The following is an 18,325-nucleotide window of genomic DNA, read 5'->3' as shown; positions in this document are numbered from 1 at the left end:
GTTCATAATAAGTCTAGAGTAAATCAAACGCAAAATTAAATCATCATATTACATTTGAATGTCAAGTTGATGGATTTTACCTTATTATTTACAATCAAAAAATTAGAATTTGAATATTCTTTTCTTTCTTATTGAAAATTAATCAATTAAAATTTGTTGTTTAAAATTTTATATCTACATTTGCAAGCCTTAAAAATAAGAGAATTTTTAAAATAATTGAAGTAAAACTATGCCAACAATTTCACAGTTAGTAAGAAAAGGAAGACGCAAGATGACTAAGAAGAGCAAATCGGCGGCTTTAGATTCTTGTCCTCAAAGACGTGGAGTTTGTACCAGAGTTTACACAACTACACCAAAAAAACCAAACTCGGCAATGCGTAAAGTTGCTCGTGTTAGGTTGACAAATGGTAAGGAAGTAAACGCGTACATTCCAGGTGAAGGACATAATCTACAAGAGCACTCGATAGTATTAGTTAGAGGCGGGAGAGTAAAAGATTTACCTGGTGTTAGGTATCACATTGTTCGTGGTGCTTTAGATACGGCAGGTGTAGAAGGTCGTTTGCAGCGCCGATCTAAGTACGGAGCAAAAAGACCTAAAAAATAATCAGAGTTAAAGAAAAGACATGAGAAAAAGACAGGCCAAAAAACGTCCTATTTTACCAGATCCAAAATTTAATGACCAATTGGTGACTAGATTTGTTAATATGATGATGTGGGACGGAAAAAAATCAATTGCTTTCAAAATTTTTTATGATGCCATGGATATCATAGATGAGAAAAAGCAAGATGAAGAGAAATCATCGGTTGATGTTTGGAAAGATGCGCTATCTAATGTGATGCCTCACGTAGAAGTGAGAAGTCGTAGAGTTGGGGGTGCAACATTTCAAATTCCATCACAAATCAGACCTGATAGAAAAATTTCTATCGCTATGAAATGGCTGATTAGCTATTCAAGAAAAAGAAACGAGAAGACGATGGCGGCAAAATTAGCAGCTGAAGTTTTAGCAGCTTCAAAAGAAGAAGGTGCAGCTGTTAAAAAGCGTTTAGATACACATAAAATGGCTGAAGCCAATAAAGCATTTTCACATTTTAGATTCTAATAATAATGGCACAAAGAGATTTAAAATTTACTAGAAATATAGGGATTGCTGCACACATTGATGCTGGTAAGACTACCACCACTGAACGTATTCTGTATTATACAGGAATTAGTCATAAAATTGGTGAAGTTCATGATGGTGCTGCAACAATGGACTGGATGGAGCAAGAGCAGGAAAGAGGTATTACAATTACTTCTGCTGCTACACATTGTACATGGCCGTATAGAGACCATGAGTACATTGTAAACATTATTGATACTCCCGGGCACGTTGATTTCACTGTTGAAGTTGAGCGTTCCTTAAGGGTTTTAGATGGTGTTGTGGCTTTGTTTAGTGCTGTTGATGGTGTTGAGCCGCAATCTGAAACTGTTTGGAGACAAGCTGACAAATATAGAGTTCCCCGCCTTGGATTTGTGAATAAAATGGACAGACAAGGTGCTAATTTCTTTAATGTTTGTAATCAAGTTAAAGAAATGTTGGGAGGAAATCCGGTGCCACTTCAAGTGCCAATCGGTGACGAAATTGACTTTAAAGGTGTTGTGGACTTAATTTCTAAGAAAGCAATAATCTGGAATGAAGAAGATTTCGGAATGACTTACGAAGAAATTGATATTCCTGCTGAACTAGAAGCTGATGTTACTAAATATAGAACACAACTTGTTGAGGCAGTTGCAGAATATGATGAAGAGTTGATGGAGAAATTCTTTGAAGATGAAGACTCTATTACTGAAGACGAGATTATTGCTGCGTTAAGAGCTGCAACTATAGATATGTCTATCATACCTATGATGTGTGGTTCTGCATTCAAAAATAAAGGAGTTCAGGCTATGTTGGACGCTGTAATGCGCTACTTGCCATCTCCTGTAGATGTTGAAGCTATTGAGGGAGAGAATCCAGATACTGGTGAAGTTGAAACTAGAAAACCTCACGTAGATTCTCCATTCTCTGCATTAGCATTTAAGATTGCAACCGATCCTTTTGTTGGTCGTCTTGCATTTTTTAGAACTTATTCTGGTAGGTTAGAAGCAGGTTCGTATGTTTTGAATAATCGTTCAGGCAAAAAAGAGCGTATTTCTAGAATGTACCAGATGCACTCTAATAAACAAGAGCCTATCGATTTTATCGAAGCTGGAGATATTGGTGCAGCCGTAGGTTTTAAAGATATTAAAACTGGTGATACACTTACAGATCTAAACAATCCAATTATATTGGAATCTATGTCATTCCCAGATCCTGTAATTGGTATTGCTGTTGAGCCAAAAACTAAAGCTGACGTTGAAAAACTTGGTGTAGCTCTTGGTAAATTAGCTGAAGAAGATCCAACTTTCCAAGTGAAAACTGATGAAGCTTCAGGTCAAACTATTATTTCAGGTATGGGTGAGCTTCATATTGAGATTTTGGTGGATCGTTTAAAGCGAGAATTCAAAGTTGAAGTTAACGAAGGTGAACCTCAAGTTGAATATAAAGAAGCAGTAACTAAAACTGCAGAACACAGAGAAGTTTATAAAAAACAATCTGGTGGTCGTGGTAAATTTGCTGATATTGTTTTCGAAATGGGACCAGTAGATGATGATTTTGAAGGACCTGGATTGCAATTTGTAGACCAAATTAAAGGTGGTAGAATTCCTAAAGAATTTGTTCCTTCTGTTGAAAAAGGTTTTCAAGAAGCTATGAAAAATGGACCTTTAGCTGGATTTAGAGTCGATACTTTGAAAGTAACTCTTAAAGACGGTTCGTTTCATCCTGTGGATTCTGATCAACTATCTTTCGAATTGGCTGCTAAGCTTGGTTTCAAAGCTGCTGCTAAAAAAGCAGGTGCAATTGTTTTAGAACCAATTATGAAAGTTGAAGTTGTTACTCCTGAAGAAAATATGGGAGATATTGTTGGAGATTTGAACAAAAGAAGGGGTCAAGTCAATAACATGTCAGACAGATCAGGTGCTAAAGTTATCAAAGCAGACGTACCGCTTTCAGAAATGTTTGGGTATGTTACTACTTTAAGGACTTTATCTTCTGGTAGAGCAACATCTACAATGGAATTCTTGAAATTTGAAGAAACACCTTCAAATATTTCAGAGAAAGTGATTAAGAGCGCTAAAGGAATAAACGAATAATCAGAACTTATCATGAGTCAAAAAATAAGAATAAAGTTAAAGTCATACGACCATAATCTAGTGGATAAGTCTGCTGAAAAGATAGTGAAGACGGTTAAGACAACAGGCGCCGTGGTAACTGGACCAATTCCATTACCAACTAAACGCAAAATCTTTACTGTTTTGAGATCTCCACACGTTAACAAGAAAGCGCGTGAACAATTTCAGTTAGACTCTTTTAAAAGGCTATTGGATATTTACAGTTCTTCATCAAAGACAATCGATGCATTGATGAAACTTGAATTACCAAGTGGAGTAGAAGTAGAGATTAAGGTCTAATTAAAATAACAATCAATTTTTTACTGTTGAAGTAAATTGGTTGTTAGCAAATCCTAAATTAGTTTTTAGGGTAACATGTCCTAAGCATTTGACGAGGGAAAAACGGAAAAAAATACATTCAGGACGAAGTATTTTTTGTCCTGAATTTTTTTTATTTAAATAAATAGTAATAATCAAAAATTAATTATGTCTGGGTTAATAGGAAAAAAAATCGGCATGACCAGTATTTTCGACGAGAATGGGAAAAATATCCCATGTACTGTTATAGAAGCTGGACCATGTGTAGTTACCCAAGTCAGAACCAATGAGGTTGACGGGTATGAAGCGCTTCAACTTGGTTTCGATGACAAATCAGACAAAAACGCCACGCAAGCTGACTTAGGTCACTTTAAAAAAGCTGGTACTTCTGTCAAGAGAAAAGTCATGGAATTCCAAGGATTTAAAGAAGACTATAAGTTAGGTGACCATGTCACTGTAGATTTATTCAAAGAAAATGAATTTGTAGACGTTAGTGCTACATCTAAAGGTAAAGGATTCCAAGGAGTTGTAAAACGTCATGGCTTTGCAGGTTCAGAGAGAACTCACGGTCAGCAGAGTATGTTAAGAGCTCCTGGTTCTGTAGGTGCTGCCTCTTATCCAGCTCGTATTTTCAAAGGAATGAAAATGGGTGGACAAATGGGCAACAAAAAAGTAAAAGTTCAAAATCTAAGAGTGTTAAAAGTTGTTCCTGAAAAGAATTTACTTCTTGTCAAAGGATGTATTCCTGGTCACAATAACACTTATGTAACTATTCAGAAATAATGAAAGTATCAGTTTTAGATATCCAAGGAAAAGAAACAGGCAGAGAGGTTGAGCTTTCTGAATCTGTATTCGGAATTGAGCCAAACGACCACGTAATTTATTTAGATGTGAAACAACACTTGGCTAATAAGCGTCAAGGTACTCACAAAGCTAAAGAACGTGCTGAAATCGTTGGAAGTACAAGAAAAATTAAAAAACAAAAAGGAACTGGTACTGCCCGTGCAGGTAGTATTAAGTCTCCTATTTTTAAAGGTGGTGGACGCGTTTTTGGTCCAAGACCAAGAGATTATCACTTCAAGTTGAACAAAAAAATGAAACGTCTTGCAAGACGTTCAGCACTTTCTCAAAAGATGAAATCTGAGGCACTTATTATTGTTGAAGATTTTAATTTTGACAAGCCTAGAACCAAAGATTACTTGAACGTTCTTGATAATCTGAATATTAGAAGTAAAAAATCTCTTCTAGTCTTGGATGAGTCAAATAAAAATGTATATTTGTCCTCCCGTAATTTGAAAACTGCAAAAGCTGTAACTGTTTCAGAATTAAACACTTACAATATTCTAAACAGTAATGTTTTGCTTATTTCAGAAGGTAAATTAGAAGAATTACAAAATAATCTGAATAAATAATAGCTATGAGTATCTTGATAAAACCAATTATTACAGAGAAAGCGACTAACGAAAGTGAGTTAAGAAACGCATTTTCTTTTGTTGTAGATCGTAATGCTAATAAAATTCAGATCAAAGAAACTGTTGAGTCTAAGTATGGCGTAACAGTAGAAGGAGTGCGTACATTAAATGTTTTGCCTAAAATTAAAGCACGTTATACTAAAACGGGTATGGTTACTGGTAAAACATCCGCATATAAAAAAGCTATTGTTAAAGTAGCTGAAGGAGAGACCATAGATTTGTATAGTAATCTTTAAGCTTAAAACATGTCGGTTAGAAAATTAAAACCAAATACACCAGGGCAGAGATTCAAAATAGCAAATGGCTTCGATGCTATCACTGCTAGCAAGCCGGAGAAATCCCTGCTTGGATCTCATAAACGCTCAGGTGGTCGAAATAATCAAGGTAAAATGACCATGCGCTATATTGGTGGTGGTCACAAAAAACGTTACAGAATCATTGACTTCAAAAGAGATAAGAAAGATATTGAAGCTGAAGTAATGTCTGTAGAATATGATCCGAATAGAACGGCTTTCATTGCCTTATTGAAATATGATGATGGTGAGAAACGGTATATAATTGCGCCAAGCGGAATTAAAGTTGGTCAAAAAGTAGTTTCTGGGACTAATCAAGTTGCTACTGAAATCGGTAACGCGATGCCATTGTCTCAAATTCCTTTTGGAACAATCATATCCTGTGTTGAGTTGAGACCTGAGCAAGGTGCTGTTATGGCGAGAAGTGCAGGAACATTTGCACAATTAATGGCTAAAGAAGGTCGGTATGTTACTATTAAACTACCTTCTGGTGAAACAAGAATGATTTTATCAACTTGTATTGCGACAGTTGGTGCGGTTTCAAATAGTGATCATCAATTAACTATTTCTGGTAAAGCTGGTAGAAGTCGTTGGTTAGGTAGAAGACCAAGAACTAGACCAGTAGCTATGAACCCTGTCGATCACCCAATGGGTGGTGGTGAAGGAAGAGCTTCTGGAGGTCATCCAAGATCTAGAAAAGGTTTACCAGCTAAAGGATTTAAAACACGTTCTAAGACTAAGTCTAGTAATAAGCACATCATAGAACGTAAAAAGAAATAAGATATGGCACGTTCATTAAAAAAAGGACCATTTGTCCACTATAAATTAGATAAGAAAGTTGCTCAAAACCTTGAGTCAGGCAAGAAGTCTGTTATCAAAACTTGGTCAAGAGCTTCTACGATTACTCCAGATTTCGTTGGTCAAACATTTGGTGTTCATAACGGAAGACAATTTGTACCTGTATTCATTACTGAAAACATGGTAGGTCATAAGCTTGGAGAATTTTCACCAACTAGAACCTTCCGTGGACATCAGGGTTCAAAAAATAAAGGTAAAAAATAATTGAGCAATGGGAGTAAGAAAGAGAAATAGAGCAGAAATGCTCAAGGAGCAAAAAAGTCAATTAGCAATCGCTAAGCTTAATAATTGCCCAACATCTCCTCGTAAAATGAGACTTGTTGCAGATTTAGTGAGAGGTAAAGATGTAGGTTATGCTTTGCAAATTTTGAAGTTCAGCACCAAAGCTGCTTCGGGACGATTAGAAAAATTGCTTTTATCCGCTATTGCGAATTGGCAGGAAAAAAATCCAGAAGGCGATTTAGAGCAAGCTGGACTTTTTATAAAAGAAGTAAAAGTAGATAGTGGTAGTATGTTGAAGCGACTTCGACCAGCTCCTCAAGGAAGAGCTCACAGAATTCGTAAAAGATCAAATCATATTACATTAATACTTGGAGAAAAAAATAACACTGAAAGCTAGTTAGACTATGGGACAAAAAACAAATCCAATCGGGAACAGACTTGGTATCATTAAAGGATGGGAATCCAACTGGTACGGTGGAAACGATTATGGTGATAATCTTGCTGAAGATTACAAGATTAGAAAATACATCCATGCGCGTCTATCTAAAGCTAGTGTTTCGAGAGTAATTATTGAGCGTACACTTAAACTTGTAACCGTTACTATCACCACAGCAAGACCTGGTATTATTATTGGGAAAGGCGGTCAGGAGGTAGACAAGTTGAAAGAAGAGCTTAAGAAAATTACTGACAAGGAAGTTCAGGTTAATATTTTTGAAATTAAAAGACCTGAATTAGATGCTCAACTTGTAGCTACCAGTGTGGCACGACAAGTAGAAAACAGAATTTCTTATCGAAGAGCTACAAAAATGGCTATTGCAGCAGCGATGAGGATGAATGCAGAGGGTATCAAAATCCAAGTTTCCGGACGTTTGAACGGTGCAGAAATGGCACGTGTTGAAACTTATAAAGAAGGGCGAATTCCATTATCAACATTTAGAGCTGACATCGATTACGCATTAGTTGAAGCTCATACTACTTATGGTAGACTGGGTATCAAAGTGTGGATTATGAAAGGAGAAGTTTATGGTAAACGTGAACTTTCGCCTCTAGTTGGTTTGTCAAAAAATGAAAGTAAAGGAAAAGCGAGACGCCCGAAAGCGCGTCGTAGAAAATAATCATTAAAGATTAAGACATGTTACAGCCTAAAAGAACAAAATATCGTAAACAGCAAAAAGGTCGTATGAAAGGTATCTCTCAACGAGGACATAGACTTTCTAATGGCACTTTTGGAATTAAATCTTTAGATTCTTCTTTTGTTACTGCACGTCAAATAGAGGCTGCACGTATCGCCGCAACGCGTTACATGAAAAGAGAAGGTTCACTCTGGATAAAAATATTTCCAGACAAACCAATCACCAAAAAGCCTCTTGAAGTTCGTATGGGTAAAGGTAAAGGTTCTGTAGAATATTGGGCTGCTGTCGTACAGCCAGGTCGTATTCTATTTGAAATAGGAGGTGTGCCACAAAGTATAGCTAAAGAAGCACTTAGGTTGGCAGCTCAAAAATTGCCTGTTAAAACAAAATTTATAGTCGCTAGAGATTATCAAGAATAATAAAAGATGAGACAATCTGAAGTAAAAGAGTTTTCAGTAGAAGAACTACATGAGGAATTAGAAAATCACAAACGTAAGTTAGCAGATTTAAAAATGACTCACGTTCTTTCTCCACTAGATGATCCTTCTGAGATTAAAAAAGTAAGAAGATCAATTGCGAGAATCGCTACTGAAATCACAAAAAGAGAATTAGATTAATTCTACTTACAATGGAAAAAAGAAATTTAAGAAAGGAACGTATCGGTGTTGTGACAAGCAACAAAATGGATAAGTCCATCGTCGTTTCCGAAGTCAAAAAAATTAAGCATCCTATGTATGGTAAATTCGTTTTGAAAACGAAAAAATATGTAGTGCATGATGAAAAAAATGACTGTAACGACGGAGATACAGTTAGAATTATGGAGACTAGACCTTTAAGTAAAACAAAACGTTGGAGATTGGTCGATATAATTGAAAGAGCTAAATAACTATGGTACAACAAGAATCAAGATTAAAAGTAGCAGACAACACTGGTGCTAAGCAAGTTTTAGTTATTCGTGTCCTTGGAGGTACGAAAAGACGTTATGCTTCAGTTGGTGATAAAGTTGTTGTAAGTGTGAAAGAAGCTACACCTAATGGTAATATTAAAAAAGGTGCAGTGTCTACAGCAGTAATCGTTCGAACAAACAAAGAAGTAAGACGTCCTGATGGATCTTATATTCGTTTCGATGATAATGCTTGTGTTCTGTTGAATCCAACAGGAGAGATGAGAGGTACACGTGTTTTTGGCCCAGTTGCCAAAGAACTTCGTGAAAATCAGTTTATGAAGATTGTTTCACTTGCACCTGAAGTGCTTTAAACTATTATTTATGAGAAAGTTTAGATTAAAAAAAGGTGACCAAGTTCGTGTAATTGCTGGTGATCATAAAGGTCAAGAAGGTAAAATTTTAGAAATACTTGTTAAGAAGGATAAGGCTATTGTTGAAGGAGTCAATATGATTTCAAAACACCAAAAGCCTTCTGCAACAAATCCACAAGGTGGCATCAATAAAAAGGAAGCACCTGTGCATATTTCAAATTTATCTTTGATTACTAAAGACGGTAAAACAACTAGAATCGGCGTCAAATTCGAAGACGGTAAAAAGATTAGAGTTGCTAAAAAAACAAATGAAGCAATTTAATTATGAGTTACGTACCAAGATTAAAAGAAGAATATAACAGCAAGATACTTCCTGCTCTGAAAGAAGAGTTTAGTTACGAAAATACAATGGAAGTACCTAGACTTAAAAAAATTGTTTTAAGTAGAGGAGTTGGTGCAGCAATTGCAGATAAAAAATTAATTGATCACTCAATTGAAGAATTTACTACAATTACTGGACAAAAAGCTGTTCAGACTATATCTAAGAAAGATGTTGCTTCTTTCAAATTAAGAAAGGGAATGCCAATCGGTGTGAAAGTAACCTTAAGAGGATATAGAATGTTTGAATTTTTGGACAGATTGATTACTTCAGCTTTACCTAGAGTTAGAGATTTTAACGGTATCAAACCAGACGGATTTGATGGTCGTGGAAATTATAACCTTGGAATTACTGAGCAAATTATCTTTCCAGAAATCAACATTGACAAAGTAAATAGAATCTCAGGGATGGATATTAGTTTTGTTACATCAGCAAAAACTGATAAGGAAGCAAAATCATTATTAACCGAAATGGGATTACCATTTAAAAAGAAATAATTATGGCAAAGGAATCAATGAAAGCCCGTGAGGTGAAACGCCAGAAAATGGTTGATAAATATGCAGAAAAACGCAAAGCTTTAAAAGAAGCTGGTGATTTTGAAGCATTACAAAAGCTACCTAAAAATGCATCTCCAGTGAGATTGCATAACCGATGTAAGCTTACAGGTAGACCAAAAGGATATATCAGACAGTTCGGTATTTCTCGAGTTATGTTTAGAGAAATGGCTAACCAAGGTCTTATTCCAGGTGTAAAAAAAGCAAGTTGGTAATTAATTTAAAAAGTGCAATAAAATGAATATTGATCCAGTTGCAGATTATTTAACTAGAATTAGAAACGCAGTTTTGGCAACTCACAGAGTTGTAGAAATACCGGCTTCTAATCTAAAAAAGGAGATCACAAAAATTTTGTTCGATCAAGGTTATATTTTAAGTTATAAATTTATTGATAATGACCACCAAGGGATTATCAAAATAGCTTTGAAATACGAAAAGTTTACCAACGATCCTGTAATTAAAAGAATACAGAGAGTCAGTAAGCCTGGTTTGAGAAAGTATGCAAGTTCTAGCGAAATTCCTAGAGTTTTAAATGGACTTGGCATTTCTATCATCTCAACATCAAAAGGTGTTATGACTGGTAAGCAAGCGCAAAAAGAACATGTTGGAGGTGAAGTCCTTTGTTACGTTTACTAATATAATTAAAGACAAAAATTATGTCAAGAATAGGTTATAGTCCCGTTAGTATTCCAGAAGGCGTTACAGTAGATTTGAAAGATAACTCTATCACTGTAAAAGGTAAACTTGGAGAATTAACGCAAGACTTTCAAGAAATCACACTTAAAATCGAAGACAATCAGATTTTATTTGAAAGACCTTCTGATAAGAAAGTTCATAAAGCAAAGCATGGTCTTTACAGATCTTTAGTCTTTAATATGATCGAAGGAGTGACCAATGGCTATACTAAACAATTAGAATTGGTAGGTGTCGGATACCGTGCATCAAACCAAGGTCAAAAATTAGATATCGCAGTTGGTTTTTCTCATAACATTGTTATAGATTTGGCTCCTGAAGTTAAAGTCGAAACAATTTCAGAAAAAGGTAAAAATCCAATTATAAAATTAACGTCTTTTGACAAACAACTTGTTTCTCAGGTTGCCGCCAAAATACGTTCATTTAGAAGACCTGAACCTTACAAAGGAAAAGGTATTAAGTATGTTGGTGAATATATAAGAAGAAAAGCAGGTAAATCAGCTTAATTATGGGATTTTCTAAAGAAAAAAGAAGACTTAAGATACGAAAGCGTGTCAGAAAGACTATTACCGGTACGCCGGCAAAACCAAGACTTTCTGTTTTCAGAAGTAATAATGAAATTTATGCGCAATTAATTGATGATGTTAACGGTGTTACTATCGCTTCAGCATCTTCAAGAGATAAAGAAATTGACGTAAACAATAAAACTAAATCTGAGGCTTCAGAGATTGTTGGAGAAGCAGTCGCTAAAAAAGCCTTGGACAAAGGAATTGATTCAGTTTCTTTCGATAGAAGTGGATATTTGTACCACGGTAGAGTTAAATCATTAGCGGAAGGCGCTCGTAAAGGCGGCTTAAAATTCTAAAAATATGTATCAAGATTATAAAAACGTTGAAACTGTAAAACCAGGAGGTTTAGATCTTAAAGATCGTCTTGTTGGTGTTCAGCGAGTTACTAAAGTAACTAAAGGTGGTAGAGCTTTTGGTTTCTCAGCAATAGTTGTTGTTGGTGATGAAAACGGTGTTGTAGGTCATGGTTTAGGTAAATCTAAAGAAGTTGCAGATGCAATTTCTAAGGCCGTTGAAGATGCCAAGAAAAATTTAGTTCGTATTCCACTTACTAAATCTACTTTGCCACACGAACAAATTGGTAAATATGGTGGGGCTAAAGTTTTATTGTTACCTGCATCTCCTGGTACAGGAGTTATAGCTGGTGGTCCTACTCGTGTAGTGCTAGAATCAGTTGGTGTTCATGACGTTTTGTCAAAAAATCAAGGTTCATCAAACCCTCACAACATGGTTAAAGCAACTTTCGATGCTTTATTACAACTAAGAGATGCTGAGAAAATAGCTAAACAACGTGGTATCACTTTAAATAAATTATTTAACGGTTAAGATACAGAATTATGGCTAAGATAAAAATTACAAAAACCAGAAGCGCTATTAAGCGTCCTAAGAATCAAAAGCTTACTTTAGAAGCTTTAGGTTTACGCAAAATCGGACAATCCAACGAGATTGAAAAGTCTGATTCTGTTATGGGAATGGTGAATAAAGTTAAACATTTAGTTTCCGTAGAAGAAATAAACTAAAATTATGGAATTACACAATTTAAAACCTGCTAAAGGTTCAGTAAAATCTGGTAGCAAAAGACTCGGTAGAGGTGAAGCAACTGGAAATGGCGGAACCGCAGGTAGAGGACATAAAGGTGCAAAATCTCGTTCTGGATACTCTAGAAAAATTGGATTTGAAGGTGGTCAAATGCCACTCCAAAGAAGAGTGCCTAAGTTCGGTTTCACTAATCCAAATCGTGTTGAGTTTCAAACATTGAATCTTGACCGTATTCAAGAGCTTGTAGAAGAAGGTAAAATCAAAGATCAAATTGATTTTGATACACTTCTTGAGCTTGGTTATGTGAAAAAGAATTCACCTTTGAAAATTTTAGGTAGAGGAGAATTGAAATCAAAGTTAAAAATAACAGCTCATAAATTCTCTGCAAGCGCAAAATCAACAATTGAAGCTGCAGGCGGTGAAGCAGTAACTATTTAACTATTGATCTTATGAAGTTTTTTGAAACATTAAAAAATATCTGGAAAATCGATGAGTTGAAGAATCGTATTCTTTTAACTCTCGGTTTATTACTAGTGTATAGATTTGGTGCACAAGTCGTACTACCTGGAATTGATGCAGATGAGCTAGCTAGCTTGTCTTCACAAACAGATGGTGGTATTTTAGGTTTGCTTAATGCATTTACTGGTGGAGCATTTTCCAATGCTTCAGTTTTTGCTTTAGGGATTATGCCGTACATTTCTGCTTCTATTGTTGTACAGTTGATGACAATAGCCATTCCTTATTTGCAGAAATTGCAAAAGGAAGGAGATAGTGGTAGAAAGAAAATCACACAAATTACCAGATGGTTAACTATTGCTATTACATTAGTTCAAGGTCCAGGGTATATTATTAATTTATATAATATTTTACCTGAAAGTGCTTTCTTAATGGATAGCTCATTTACTTTTGTTTCATCTTCTGTAATTATACTTACAACTGGTTGTATATTTGCCATGTGGCTTGGTGAAAAAATTACTGATAAAGGTATTGGTAATGGTATCTCATTATTGATTATGGTAGGTATTATTGCTACTTTACCACAGGCTTTTGTTCAGGAATTTGTTTCCAGAGTGATTGAATCCAATGGTGGTTTAATCTTAATCTTAATTGAATTGGTTATTTGGTTTGTTATAATTTTAGCTGCTGTTATGTTAGTTAAGGCTGTCAGACAAATTCCAGTTCAGTATGCAAGAAAAAATGCATCTGGTAAATATGAGAAAGCAGCTGTAGGTGGTGCTAGACAATTTATTCCGTTAAGGTTGAATGCATCTGGTGTGATGCCTATTATATTTGCACAAGCTATAATGTTTATTCCTGCTGCTGTTGCTGGTATGTCCGATACTGAAATGGCTCAAGGTATTACTGCTGCATTTCAAAACATGTTTGGTTTTTGGTACAATTTAGTTTTCGCTATTTTAATTATTGTTTTTACATATTTCTATACTGCGATTACTGTTCCAACTAATAAAATGGCAGATGATTTAAAACGTAGTGGTGGTTTTATCCCAGGTATTCGTCCGGGTTCAGAAACTTCAGAATATTTGGATCGAATTATGTCTCAAATCACACTTCCTGGCTCAATATTTTTAGCATTATTGGCAATTTTCCCTGCGATTATTGTATCATTTTTAGATGTACAACAAGGATGGGCATTATTCTTTGGTGGAACATCACTTTTAATTATGGTGGGTGTGGCAATTGATACAATTCAACAGGTCAATTCATATTTATTGAACAGACATTATGATGGATTAATGAAATCAGGTAAAAATAGAAAAGCAGTCGCGTAATTATGGCAAAACAACCTTCAATAGAACAAGATGGTACAATAATTGAGGCGCTTTCTAACGCTATGTTTCGCGTAGAATTAGAAAATGAACATATTGTTACCGCACACATTTCAGGTAAAATGAGAATGCATTACATTAAGCTTTTACCTGGTGATAAAGTAAAATTAGAAATGAGTCCTTATGATTTAACTAAGGCTCGTATAACTTATAGATACTAATATTATGAAAGTTAGAGCATCAATAAAAAAGAGAAGTGCTGACTGTAAAATCGTTCGAAGAAAAGGACGTCTTTACGTCATAAACAAAAAGAATCCTAAATTCAAACAAAGACAAGGATAATTATGGCTAGAATTGCAGGTGTTGATATACCAAAACAAAAACGCGGAGTTATAGCTTTAACCTATATCTTCGGAATCGGTAAAAGTAAAGCACAAGAAGTGCTTAAAGGAGCTGGCGTTGACGAGAATATTAAAGTGTCTGATTGGACTGATGATCAAATCGGTAAAATTAGAGAAGAAGTTGGTAAACTTACCATCGAAGGAGAACTAAGATCTGAAATTCAGGTTAACATCAAGCGTTTGATGGATATTGGTTGTTACCGTGGTGTTAGACATAGATCTGGTCTTCCACTTAGAGGTCAAAGAACCAAAAATAATTCTAGAACCAGAAAAGGTAGAAGAAAGACAGTTGCTAATAAGAAAAAAGTAACTAAATAATAATTTAGAATATGGCAAAATCAACAACAAAGAAACGTAAAGTAGTTGTAGATGCTTTTGGTGAAGCTCATATCTCTGCATCTTTTAATAATATAATCGTCTCTTTGACAAACAAAAACGGTGATATTATTTCTTGGTCATCTTCAGGAAAGATGGGCTTTAGAGGTAGTAAAAAGAATACACCTTACGCTGCTCAATTATCTGCTGAAGATGCAAGCAAAGTTGCACATGAAGCAGGCTTACGTAAAGTAAAAGTTTATGTGAAAGGTCCAGGAAATGGAAGAGAATCTGCAATCAGATCCTTGCATAATTCTGGAATCGAAGTTACTGAAATTATTGATGTAACTCCAATCCCGCACAATGGTTGTAGACCACCAAAACGTAGAAGAGTCTAATTAATTTTAATCAATTGAAACTATCATCGAAGGAAAGACCTTAATTCATGATAGCTAAATTAAATTTATAGAAATGGCAAGATATACCGGTCCTAAAACCAAAATTGCAAGAAAATTTGGCGAAGCCATATTTGGTGACGACAAATCTTTCGAAAAAAGAAATTACCCTCCTGGCCAACATGGCAATAACAGAAGACGTGGTAAAAAGTCTGAATACGCTGTCCAACTTATGGAAAAGCAAAAGGCTAAATATACTTATGGAATTTTAGAAAAACAATTCCGTAACATGTTTGAAAAAGCAACCAGAGCTACTGGAATTACAGGTGAAGTTTTACTTCAGCTTTGTGAATCTAGATTAGATAATGTTGTTTTCAGACTTGGCTTAGCACCGACTAGAAGTGCAGCCAGACAATTAGTTTCTCATAAACACATTACTGTGAATGGCGAAATTGTGAATATTCCATCTTACCAATTGAAAGCAAACGACGTTATTAGCGTAAGAGAAAAGTCAAAATCTTTAAATGTGATTGTTGAATCATTATCTAATAACAAATCTGTTTACGAATGGATGTCTTGGAATAGCGAAAAGAAAGAAGGTACGTATGTGAATATTCCTGAGCGCTCACAAATTCCAGAAAAAATAAACGAACAGTTCATCGTCGAATTATACTCTAAATAATAACTGACAACACTCAAATTTATGGCATTATTTAATTTTCAAAAGCCCGACAAAGTTATCATGATAGATTCGACTGATTTTGAGGGCACTTTCGAATTTAGACCCTTAGAACCAGGTTACGGTCTTACAGTAGGTAACGCTTTGCGAAGAGTGCTGTTATCATCATTAGAGGGCTTTGCAATTACTTCAGTTAGAATTGAAGGCGTCGACCACGAATTCTCCACAATAGAAGGTGTTGTAGAAGATGTTACAGAAATTATTCTTAATTTGAAGCAAATCAGATTTAAGAAAATCGCAGAAGACGTTGACAACGAAACCGTATCAATTTCTTTCTCTGGAAAAGACAAAATGACTGCTGGAGATTTTCAAAAATTTCTTTCAGGTTTTGAAATTCTAAATCCAGATTTAGAAATTTGTACAATGGATAAAAAAGTCTCTTTGAATATTGAATTGACTATCCAGAAAGGTCGCGGTTATGTTCCTGCAGAAGAAAACAAAACTTCTAAAGCACCAATCGGAACTATATTTACCGATTCTGTTTTTACACCTATAAAAAATGTAAAATATAGTATCGAAAATTTCCGTGTTGAACAAAAAACCGATTACGAAAAATTGGTTTTTGAAATTATAAGCGATGGTTCAATACATCCAAAAGACGCTTTAACTGAGGCTGCAAAAACATTAATTCATCACTTCATGTTATTCTCTGATGAGAGAATAACTTTAGAAACTGAAGAAATGTCTCAAGCTGAAACTTATGATGAAGAATCTCTTCACATGAGACAATTACTGAAAACTAAATTAGTTGATTTAGACCTTTCAGTTAGAGCCTTGAATTGCTTAAAAGCCGCTGAAGTTGAAACTCTTGGAGATTTAGTTTCACACAACAAAAGTGACTTGATGAAATTCAGAAATTTCGGTAAAAAGTCATTAACTGAATTAGAAGAACTTGTTGATAACAAAGGTTTAGATTTCGGAATGGACCTTTCTAAATACAAACTAGACAAAGACTAACATTGTTTAGTTCAAAATATATTTGAATCATGAGACACAGAAAGAAATTTAATCATTTAGGCAGAACATCCTCTCATAGAAAAGCAATGCTTTCTAATATGGCTTGTTCCCTAATTGAGCATAAAAGAATAAACACTACAGTTGCTAAGGCGAAAGCTTTAAGGCAATTTGTAGAGCCATTGATCACTAAGTCTAAACTAGATAATACGCACAACAGACGTTTGGTTTTTTCAAAATTGAAAGACAAATACATGGTGTCAGAATTATTTAGAGAAGTTGCTCCTAAAGTCGGTGATAGACCAGGAGGTTATACAAGAATTATAAAACTTGGTAACAGACTTGGCGATGCCGCTGAAATGGCAATGATCGAGCTTGTTGATTTTAACGAGGTTTACACACCTGGTAAAAAACAAGCTAAGAAAAAATCTACCAGACGTGCTGGTAAGAAAGCTAAAACTGAAAATCAAGTTGAATCTACTCAAGATACTGAAAAGTCATCTGATGAAGCTTAATTTTCAAATATCATTTTTCTAATAAAAAGGGGTAAACTTTCAATAGTTTATCCCTTTTTTTAAATCATTAAACCAATGAAATATCACAAAAAAGTACCTGCAATTCTAATCCTGGAAGATGGTACAGTTTTTAATGGAAACACGGTCGGTGAACTCACTCACGATTCAGTCGGTGAAATATGCTTCAATACTGGAATGACAGGATATCAAGAAATCTTTTCAGATCCATCTTATTTTGGTCAAATCATGGTCACTACCAATGCTCATATTGGAAATTATGGCACAAATAAAGATGAAAGTGAATCTAACTCTGCTAAAATATCTGGATTAGTTTGTAAAAATTTCACATACCAACCGTCTAGAGTAAATTCCGACTTATCTCTAGAAGAATTTCTTACTGTAAATAAAATTAGTGCAATTTGCGATATAGATACCCGCGCGCTTGTTTCCCATATTCGTAAAAACGGTGCAATGAATGCTATTATTTCTTCAGATGTTGAAAACATCAAGAAATTACAAATTGATCTTTCAAATCATCCTAATATGAAAGGTTTAGAATTGGCTTCTAAAGTATCTACGGTCGAACCATATTTTGTAGGAAACGAAAATGCTAAGTATAAAATTTCAGTATTAGATCTTGGCTGTAAGTTCAATATTTTGCGAAGATTGGCTAATAGAGATGCCTATATTCAAGTTTTTCCTTTCGACACAAGTTTTGAAGAATTGACCGCTTGGAATCCGGATGGAATTCTAATCTCAAACGGTCCAGGTGATCCTGATCCTCTTTCAAATGCAATAGAAGTTGCGAGAAAATGTATTACCAATAATATACCAACTTTTGGTATTTGTTTAGGGCATCAAATCATTGCATTAGCTAAAGGTATACCAACTTTTAAAATGCATACTGGTCACCGTGGAATAAATCATCCCGTACAGAATTTGAAAACAGGTAAAAGTGAAATTACTTCACAGAATCATGGATTTTCTGTAGACAAGTCTGCTGCTGAAAATCATGAAGATATTGAAATTACACATATTCATCTTAATGATGATTCTGTCGCTGGTTTGAAAATTAAAAATAAACCTTGCTTTTCAGTTCAGTATCATCCAGAGGCTGGTCCAGGTCCAAATGATGCAACATATCTTTTCGATCAATTTTTTGATATGATTGGTCAAGAAAAATTAACCGTTTAATTTCATA

At 35.0% G+C, this 18,325-nt stretch carries 33 protein-coding genes; all 33 read left to right on the top strand.

All coding sequences use genetic code 11. The annotated features are described in order from the left end of the window. Positions 1-229: 229 nt before the first annotated feature. Entirely contained in the window at positions 230-604 is a 375-nt protein-coding gene (gene rpsL, locus EIG86_RS13335; protein ID WP_019039484.1) for a 30S ribosomal protein S12, read from the top strand. A 19-nt stretch (positions 605-623) separates the two neighbouring features. Next, on the top strand, positions 624-1,100 hold the full coding sequence (gene rpsG / locus EIG86_RS13330) for a 30S ribosomal protein S7 (RefSeq protein ID WP_127846676.1): 477 nt from the start codon (positions 624-626) through the stop codon (positions 1,098-1,100). A gap of 5 nt (positions 1,101-1,105) precedes the next feature. Next, the gene (fusA, locus tag EIG86_RS13325; protein ID WP_127846675.1) at positions 1,106-3,214 is read left to right on the top strand and encodes an elongation factor G; all 2,109 of its coding nucleotides are present in this window, start codon (positions 1,106-1,108) and stop codon (positions 3,212-3,214) included. A 12-nt stretch (positions 3,215-3,226) separates the two neighbouring features. Beyond that, positions 3,227-3,532: a 30S ribosomal protein S10 gene (gene rpsJ / locus EIG86_RS13320; protein ID WP_127846674.1), complete on the top strand. Its 306-nt coding sequence runs from the start codon at positions 3,227-3,229 to the stop codon at positions 3,530-3,532. A gap of 186 nt (positions 3,533-3,718) precedes the next feature. Then, positions 3,719-4,333, top strand: a complete 615-nt coding sequence (gene rplC / locus EIG86_RS13315) for a 50S ribosomal protein L3 (protein ID WP_127846673.1) — start codon at positions 3,719-3,721, stop codon at positions 4,331-4,333. Then, positions 4,333-4,962 (top strand): 50S ribosomal protein L4, encoded by a 630-nt coding sequence (gene rplD / locus EIG86_RS13310; protein ID WP_127846672.1) that lies wholly within the window; start codon positions 4,333-4,335, stop codon positions 4,960-4,962. Before rplC ends, rplD begins: the two co-directional genes overlap by 1 nt. Positions 4,963-4,967: 5 nt before the next feature. After that, on the top strand, positions 4,968-5,258 hold the full coding sequence (gene rplW / locus EIG86_RS13305; RefSeq protein WP_127846671.1) for a 50S ribosomal protein L23: 291 nt from the start codon (positions 4,968-4,970) through the stop codon (positions 5,256-5,258). A gap of 9 nt (positions 5,259-5,267) precedes the next feature. Continuing rightward, the gene (rplB, locus tag EIG86_RS13300) at positions 5,268-6,095 is read left to right on the top strand and encodes a 50S ribosomal protein L2 (protein WP_127846670.1); all 828 of its coding nucleotides are present in this window, start codon (positions 5,268-5,270) and stop codon (positions 6,093-6,095) included. 3 nt (positions 6,096-6,098) lie between these two features. Then, positions 6,099-6,377: a 30S ribosomal protein S19 gene (gene rpsS, locus EIG86_RS13295; RefSeq protein ID WP_127846669.1), complete on the top strand. Its 279-nt coding sequence runs from the start codon at positions 6,099-6,101 to the stop codon at positions 6,375-6,377. Positions 6,378-6,384: 7 nt separating this feature from the next. Next, entirely contained in the window at positions 6,385-6,792 is a 408-nt protein-coding gene (gene rplV, locus EIG86_RS13290; protein WP_127846668.1) for a 50S ribosomal protein L22, read from the top strand. Between the two features lie 7 nt (positions 6,793-6,799). Further along, entirely contained in the window at positions 6,800-7,510 is a 711-nt protein-coding gene (gene rpsC / locus EIG86_RS13285; RefSeq protein WP_127846667.1) for a 30S ribosomal protein S3, read from the top strand. A 17-nt stretch (positions 7,511-7,527) separates the two neighbouring features. Next, positions 7,528-7,947: a 50S ribosomal protein L16 gene (rplP, locus tag EIG86_RS13280; RefSeq protein ID WP_127846666.1), complete on the top strand. Its 420-nt coding sequence runs from the start codon at positions 7,528-7,530 to the stop codon at positions 7,945-7,947. 6 nt (positions 7,948-7,953) lie between these two features. Beyond that, positions 7,954-8,145, top strand: coding sequence for a 50S ribosomal protein L29 (rpmC, locus tag EIG86_RS13275; protein ID WP_127846665.1), 192 nt, complete (start codon positions 7,954-7,956; stop codon positions 8,143-8,145). A gap of 11 nt (positions 8,146-8,156) precedes the next feature. Continuing rightward, on the top strand, positions 8,157-8,414 hold the full coding sequence (gene rpsQ, locus EIG86_RS13270) for a 30S ribosomal protein S17 (RefSeq protein WP_003442683.1): 258 nt from the start codon (positions 8,157-8,159) through the stop codon (positions 8,412-8,414). A gap of 2 nt (positions 8,415-8,416) precedes the next feature. Continuing rightward, the gene (gene rplN / locus EIG86_RS13265) at positions 8,417-8,785 is read left to right on the top strand and encodes a 50S ribosomal protein L14 (RefSeq protein ID WP_127846664.1); all 369 of its coding nucleotides are present in this window, start codon (positions 8,417-8,419) and stop codon (positions 8,783-8,785) included. A 10-nt stretch (positions 8,786-8,795) separates the two neighbouring features. After that, complete coding sequence (gene rplX / locus EIG86_RS13260) at positions 8,796-9,107, top strand: 50S ribosomal protein L24 (protein ID WP_127846663.1); 312 nt, start codon at positions 8,796-8,798, stop codon at positions 9,105-9,107. A 2-nt stretch (positions 9,108-9,109) separates the two neighbouring features. After that, a complete protein-coding gene (gene rplE, locus EIG86_RS13255; protein WP_127846662.1) occupies positions 9,110-9,661 on the top strand; it encodes a 50S ribosomal protein L5 in 552 nt (183 codons plus the stop codon). A 2-nt stretch (positions 9,662-9,663) separates the two neighbouring features. Further along, positions 9,664-9,933, top strand: a complete 270-nt coding sequence (gene rpsN / locus EIG86_RS13250; RefSeq protein WP_127846661.1) for a 30S ribosomal protein S14 — start codon at positions 9,664-9,666, stop codon at positions 9,931-9,933. A gap of 22 nt (positions 9,934-9,955) precedes the next feature. Further along, positions 9,956-10,354, top strand: coding sequence for a 30S ribosomal protein S8 (gene rpsH / locus EIG86_RS13245; RefSeq protein ID WP_127846660.1), 399 nt, complete (start codon positions 9,956-9,958; stop codon positions 10,352-10,354). 20 nt (positions 10,355-10,374) lie between these two features. Continuing rightward, complete coding sequence (gene rplF / locus EIG86_RS13240; RefSeq protein ID WP_127846659.1) at positions 10,375-10,917, top strand: 50S ribosomal protein L6; 543 nt, start codon at positions 10,375-10,377, stop codon at positions 10,915-10,917. Positions 10,918-10,919: 2 nt separating this feature from the next. Then, positions 10,920-11,276, top strand: a complete 357-nt coding sequence (gene rplR, locus EIG86_RS13235; RefSeq protein WP_127846658.1) for a 50S ribosomal protein L18 — start codon at positions 10,920-10,922, stop codon at positions 11,274-11,276. A 4-nt stretch (positions 11,277-11,280) separates the two neighbouring features. After that, positions 11,281-11,805 carry a 30S ribosomal protein S5 gene (rpsE, locus tag EIG86_RS13230; protein ID WP_127846657.1) on the top strand — a complete coding sequence of 175 codons (525 nt, stop codon included), beginning with the start codon at positions 11,281-11,283 and terminating at the stop codon, positions 11,803-11,805. Positions 11,806-11,816: 11 nt separating this feature from the next. Further along, complete coding sequence (gene rpmD / locus EIG86_RS13225; protein ID WP_127846656.1) at positions 11,817-11,999, top strand: 50S ribosomal protein L30; 183 nt, start codon at positions 11,817-11,819, stop codon at positions 11,997-11,999. Between the two features lie 4 nt (positions 12,000-12,003). Then, complete coding sequence (gene rplO / locus EIG86_RS13220) at positions 12,004-12,456, top strand: 50S ribosomal protein L15 (RefSeq protein ID WP_127846655.1); 453 nt, start codon at positions 12,004-12,006, stop codon at positions 12,454-12,456. 11 nt (positions 12,457-12,467) lie between these two features. Next, positions 12,468-13,808 carry a preprotein translocase subunit SecY gene (secY, locus tag EIG86_RS13215; protein WP_127846654.1) on the top strand — a complete coding sequence of 447 codons (1,341 nt, stop codon included), beginning with the start codon at positions 12,468-12,470 and terminating at the stop codon, positions 13,806-13,808. Between the two features lie 2 nt (positions 13,809-13,810). After that, positions 13,811-14,026, top strand: coding sequence for a translation initiation factor IF-1 (gene infA / locus EIG86_RS13210; protein ID WP_003442661.1), 216 nt, complete (start codon positions 13,811-13,813; stop codon positions 14,024-14,026). Between the two features lie 4 nt (positions 14,027-14,030). Beyond that, positions 14,031-14,147 carry a type B 50S ribosomal protein L36 gene (gene ykgO / locus EIG86_RS13205; RefSeq protein WP_015361145.1) on the top strand — a complete coding sequence of 39 codons (117 nt, stop codon included), beginning with the start codon at positions 14,031-14,033 and terminating at the stop codon, positions 14,145-14,147. Between the two features lie 2 nt (positions 14,148-14,149). Next, on the top strand, positions 14,150-14,524 hold the full coding sequence (gene rpsM, locus EIG86_RS13200) for a 30S ribosomal protein S13 (RefSeq protein ID WP_127846653.1): 375 nt from the start codon (positions 14,150-14,152) through the stop codon (positions 14,522-14,524). Positions 14,525-14,535: 11 nt separating this feature from the next. Beyond that, positions 14,536-14,919, top strand: a complete 384-nt coding sequence (gene rpsK / locus EIG86_RS13195; RefSeq protein ID WP_127846652.1) for a 30S ribosomal protein S11 — start codon at positions 14,536-14,538, stop codon at positions 14,917-14,919. Between the two features lie 73 nt (positions 14,920-14,992). Next, the gene (gene rpsD / locus EIG86_RS13190; protein WP_127846651.1) at positions 14,993-15,598 is read left to right on the top strand and encodes a 30S ribosomal protein S4; all 606 of its coding nucleotides are present in this window, start codon (positions 14,993-14,995) and stop codon (positions 15,596-15,598) included. 21 nt (positions 15,599-15,619) lie between these two features. Then, positions 15,620-16,612, top strand: a complete 993-nt coding sequence (locus EIG86_RS13185; RefSeq protein ID WP_127846650.1) for a DNA-directed RNA polymerase subunit alpha — start codon at positions 15,620-15,622, stop codon at positions 16,610-16,612. Between the two features lie 29 nt (positions 16,613-16,641). Beyond that, positions 16,642-17,124, top strand: coding sequence for a 50S ribosomal protein L17 (gene rplQ, locus EIG86_RS13180; protein ID WP_127846649.1), 483 nt, complete (start codon positions 16,642-16,644; stop codon positions 17,122-17,124). Between the two features lie 75 nt (positions 17,125-17,199). After that, positions 17,200-18,318 carry a glutamine-hydrolyzing carbamoyl-phosphate synthase small subunit gene (gene carA / locus EIG86_RS13175; protein WP_127846648.1) on the top strand — a complete coding sequence of 373 codons (1,119 nt, stop codon included), beginning with the start codon at positions 17,200-17,202 and terminating at the stop codon, positions 18,316-18,318. Positions 18,319-18,325 lie beyond the last annotated feature (7 nt).

Source organism: Psychroflexus aestuariivivens (assembly GCF_004010055.1).
GTDB lineage: Bacteria > Bacteroidota > Bacteroidia > Flavobacteriales > Flavobacteriaceae > Psychroflexus > Psychroflexus aestuariivivens.
Note: the sequence above shows the minus strand (reverse complement) of the source record. Positions and strands in the feature narration are given on the sequence as shown.

What these genes read in the sequence shown, in the direction of transcription:
- rpsL (WP_019039484.1), top strand. Translation starts at nt 230, where the DNA reads ATGCCAACAATTTCACAGTTAGTAAGAAAAGGAAGACGCAAGATGACT.
- rpsG (WP_127846676.1), top strand. Translation starts at nt 624, where the DNA reads ATGAGAAAAAGACAGGCCAAAAAACGTCCTATTTTACCAGATCCAAAA.
- fusA (WP_127846675.1), top strand. Translation starts at nt 1,106, where the DNA reads ATGGCACAAAGAGATTTAAAATTTACTAGAAATATAGGGATTGCTGCA.
- rpsJ (WP_127846674.1), top strand. Translation starts at nt 3,227, where the DNA reads ATGAGTCAAAAAATAAGAATAAAGTTAAAGTCATACGACCATAATCTA.
- rplC (WP_127846673.1), top strand. Translation starts at nt 3,719, where the DNA reads ATGTCTGGGTTAATAGGAAAAAAAATCGGCATGACCAGTATTTTCGAC.
- rplD (WP_127846672.1), top strand. Translation starts at nt 4,333, where the DNA reads ATGAAAGTATCAGTTTTAGATATCCAAGGAAAAGAAACAGGCAGAGAG.
- rplW (WP_127846671.1), top strand. Translation starts at nt 4,968, where the DNA reads ATGAGTATCTTGATAAAACCAATTATTACAGAGAAAGCGACTAACGAA.
- rplB (WP_127846670.1), top strand. Translation starts at nt 5,268, where the DNA reads ATGTCGGTTAGAAAATTAAAACCAAATACACCAGGGCAGAGATTCAAA.
- rpsS (WP_127846669.1), top strand. Translation starts at nt 6,099, where the DNA reads ATGGCACGTTCATTAAAAAAAGGACCATTTGTCCACTATAAATTAGAT.
- rplV (WP_127846668.1), top strand. Translation starts at nt 6,385, where the DNA reads ATGGGAGTAAGAAAGAGAAATAGAGCAGAAATGCTCAAGGAGCAAAAA.
- rpsC (WP_127846667.1), top strand. Translation starts at nt 6,800, where the DNA reads ATGGGACAAAAAACAAATCCAATCGGGAACAGACTTGGTATCATTAAA.
- rplP (WP_127846666.1), top strand. Translation starts at nt 7,528, where the DNA reads ATGTTACAGCCTAAAAGAACAAAATATCGTAAACAGCAAAAAGGTCGT.
- rpmC (WP_127846665.1), top strand. Translation starts at nt 7,954, where the DNA reads ATGAGACAATCTGAAGTAAAAGAGTTTTCAGTAGAAGAACTACATGAG.
- rpsQ (WP_003442683.1), top strand. Translation starts at nt 8,157, where the DNA reads ATGGAAAAAAGAAATTTAAGAAAGGAACGTATCGGTGTTGTGACAAGC.
- rplN (WP_127846664.1), top strand. Translation starts at nt 8,417, where the DNA reads ATGGTACAACAAGAATCAAGATTAAAAGTAGCAGACAACACTGGTGCT.
- rplX (WP_127846663.1), top strand. Translation starts at nt 8,796, where the DNA reads ATGAGAAAGTTTAGATTAAAAAAAGGTGACCAAGTTCGTGTAATTGCT.
- rplE (WP_127846662.1), top strand. Translation starts at nt 9,110, where the DNA reads ATGAGTTACGTACCAAGATTAAAAGAAGAATATAACAGCAAGATACTT.
- rpsN (WP_127846661.1), top strand. Translation starts at nt 9,664, where the DNA reads ATGGCAAAGGAATCAATGAAAGCCCGTGAGGTGAAACGCCAGAAAATG.
- rpsH (WP_127846660.1), top strand. Translation starts at nt 9,956, where the DNA reads ATGAATATTGATCCAGTTGCAGATTATTTAACTAGAATTAGAAACGCA.
- rplF (WP_127846659.1), top strand. Translation starts at nt 10,375, where the DNA reads ATGTCAAGAATAGGTTATAGTCCCGTTAGTATTCCAGAAGGCGTTACA.
- rplR (WP_127846658.1), top strand. Translation starts at nt 10,920, where the DNA reads ATGGGATTTTCTAAAGAAAAAAGAAGACTTAAGATACGAAAGCGTGTC.
- rpsE (WP_127846657.1), top strand. Translation starts at nt 11,281, where the DNA reads ATGTATCAAGATTATAAAAACGTTGAAACTGTAAAACCAGGAGGTTTA.
- rpmD (WP_127846656.1), top strand. Translation starts at nt 11,817, where the DNA reads ATGGCTAAGATAAAAATTACAAAAACCAGAAGCGCTATTAAGCGTCCT.
- rplO (WP_127846655.1), top strand. Translation starts at nt 12,004, where the DNA reads ATGGAATTACACAATTTAAAACCTGCTAAAGGTTCAGTAAAATCTGGT.
- secY (WP_127846654.1), top strand. Translation starts at nt 12,468, where the DNA reads ATGAAGTTTTTTGAAACATTAAAAAATATCTGGAAAATCGATGAGTTG.
- infA (WP_003442661.1), top strand. Translation starts at nt 13,811, where the DNA reads ATGGCAAAACAACCTTCAATAGAACAAGATGGTACAATAATTGAGGCG.
- ykgO (WP_015361145.1), top strand. Translation starts at nt 14,031, where the DNA reads ATGAAAGTTAGAGCATCAATAAAAAAGAGAAGTGCTGACTGTAAAATC.
- rpsM (WP_127846653.1), top strand. Translation starts at nt 14,150, where the DNA reads ATGGCTAGAATTGCAGGTGTTGATATACCAAAACAAAAACGCGGAGTT.
- rpsK (WP_127846652.1), top strand. Translation starts at nt 14,536, where the DNA reads ATGGCAAAATCAACAACAAAGAAACGTAAAGTAGTTGTAGATGCTTTT.
- rpsD (WP_127846651.1), top strand. Translation starts at nt 14,993, where the DNA reads ATGGCAAGATATACCGGTCCTAAAACCAAAATTGCAAGAAAATTTGGC.
- EIG86_RS13185 (WP_127846650.1), top strand. Translation starts at nt 15,620, where the DNA reads ATGGCATTATTTAATTTTCAAAAGCCCGACAAAGTTATCATGATAGAT.
- rplQ (WP_127846649.1), top strand. Translation starts at nt 16,642, where the DNA reads ATGAGACACAGAAAGAAATTTAATCATTTAGGCAGAACATCCTCTCAT.
- carA (WP_127846648.1), top strand. Translation starts at nt 17,200, where the DNA reads ATGAAATATCACAAAAAAGTACCTGCAATTCTAATCCTGGAAGATGGT.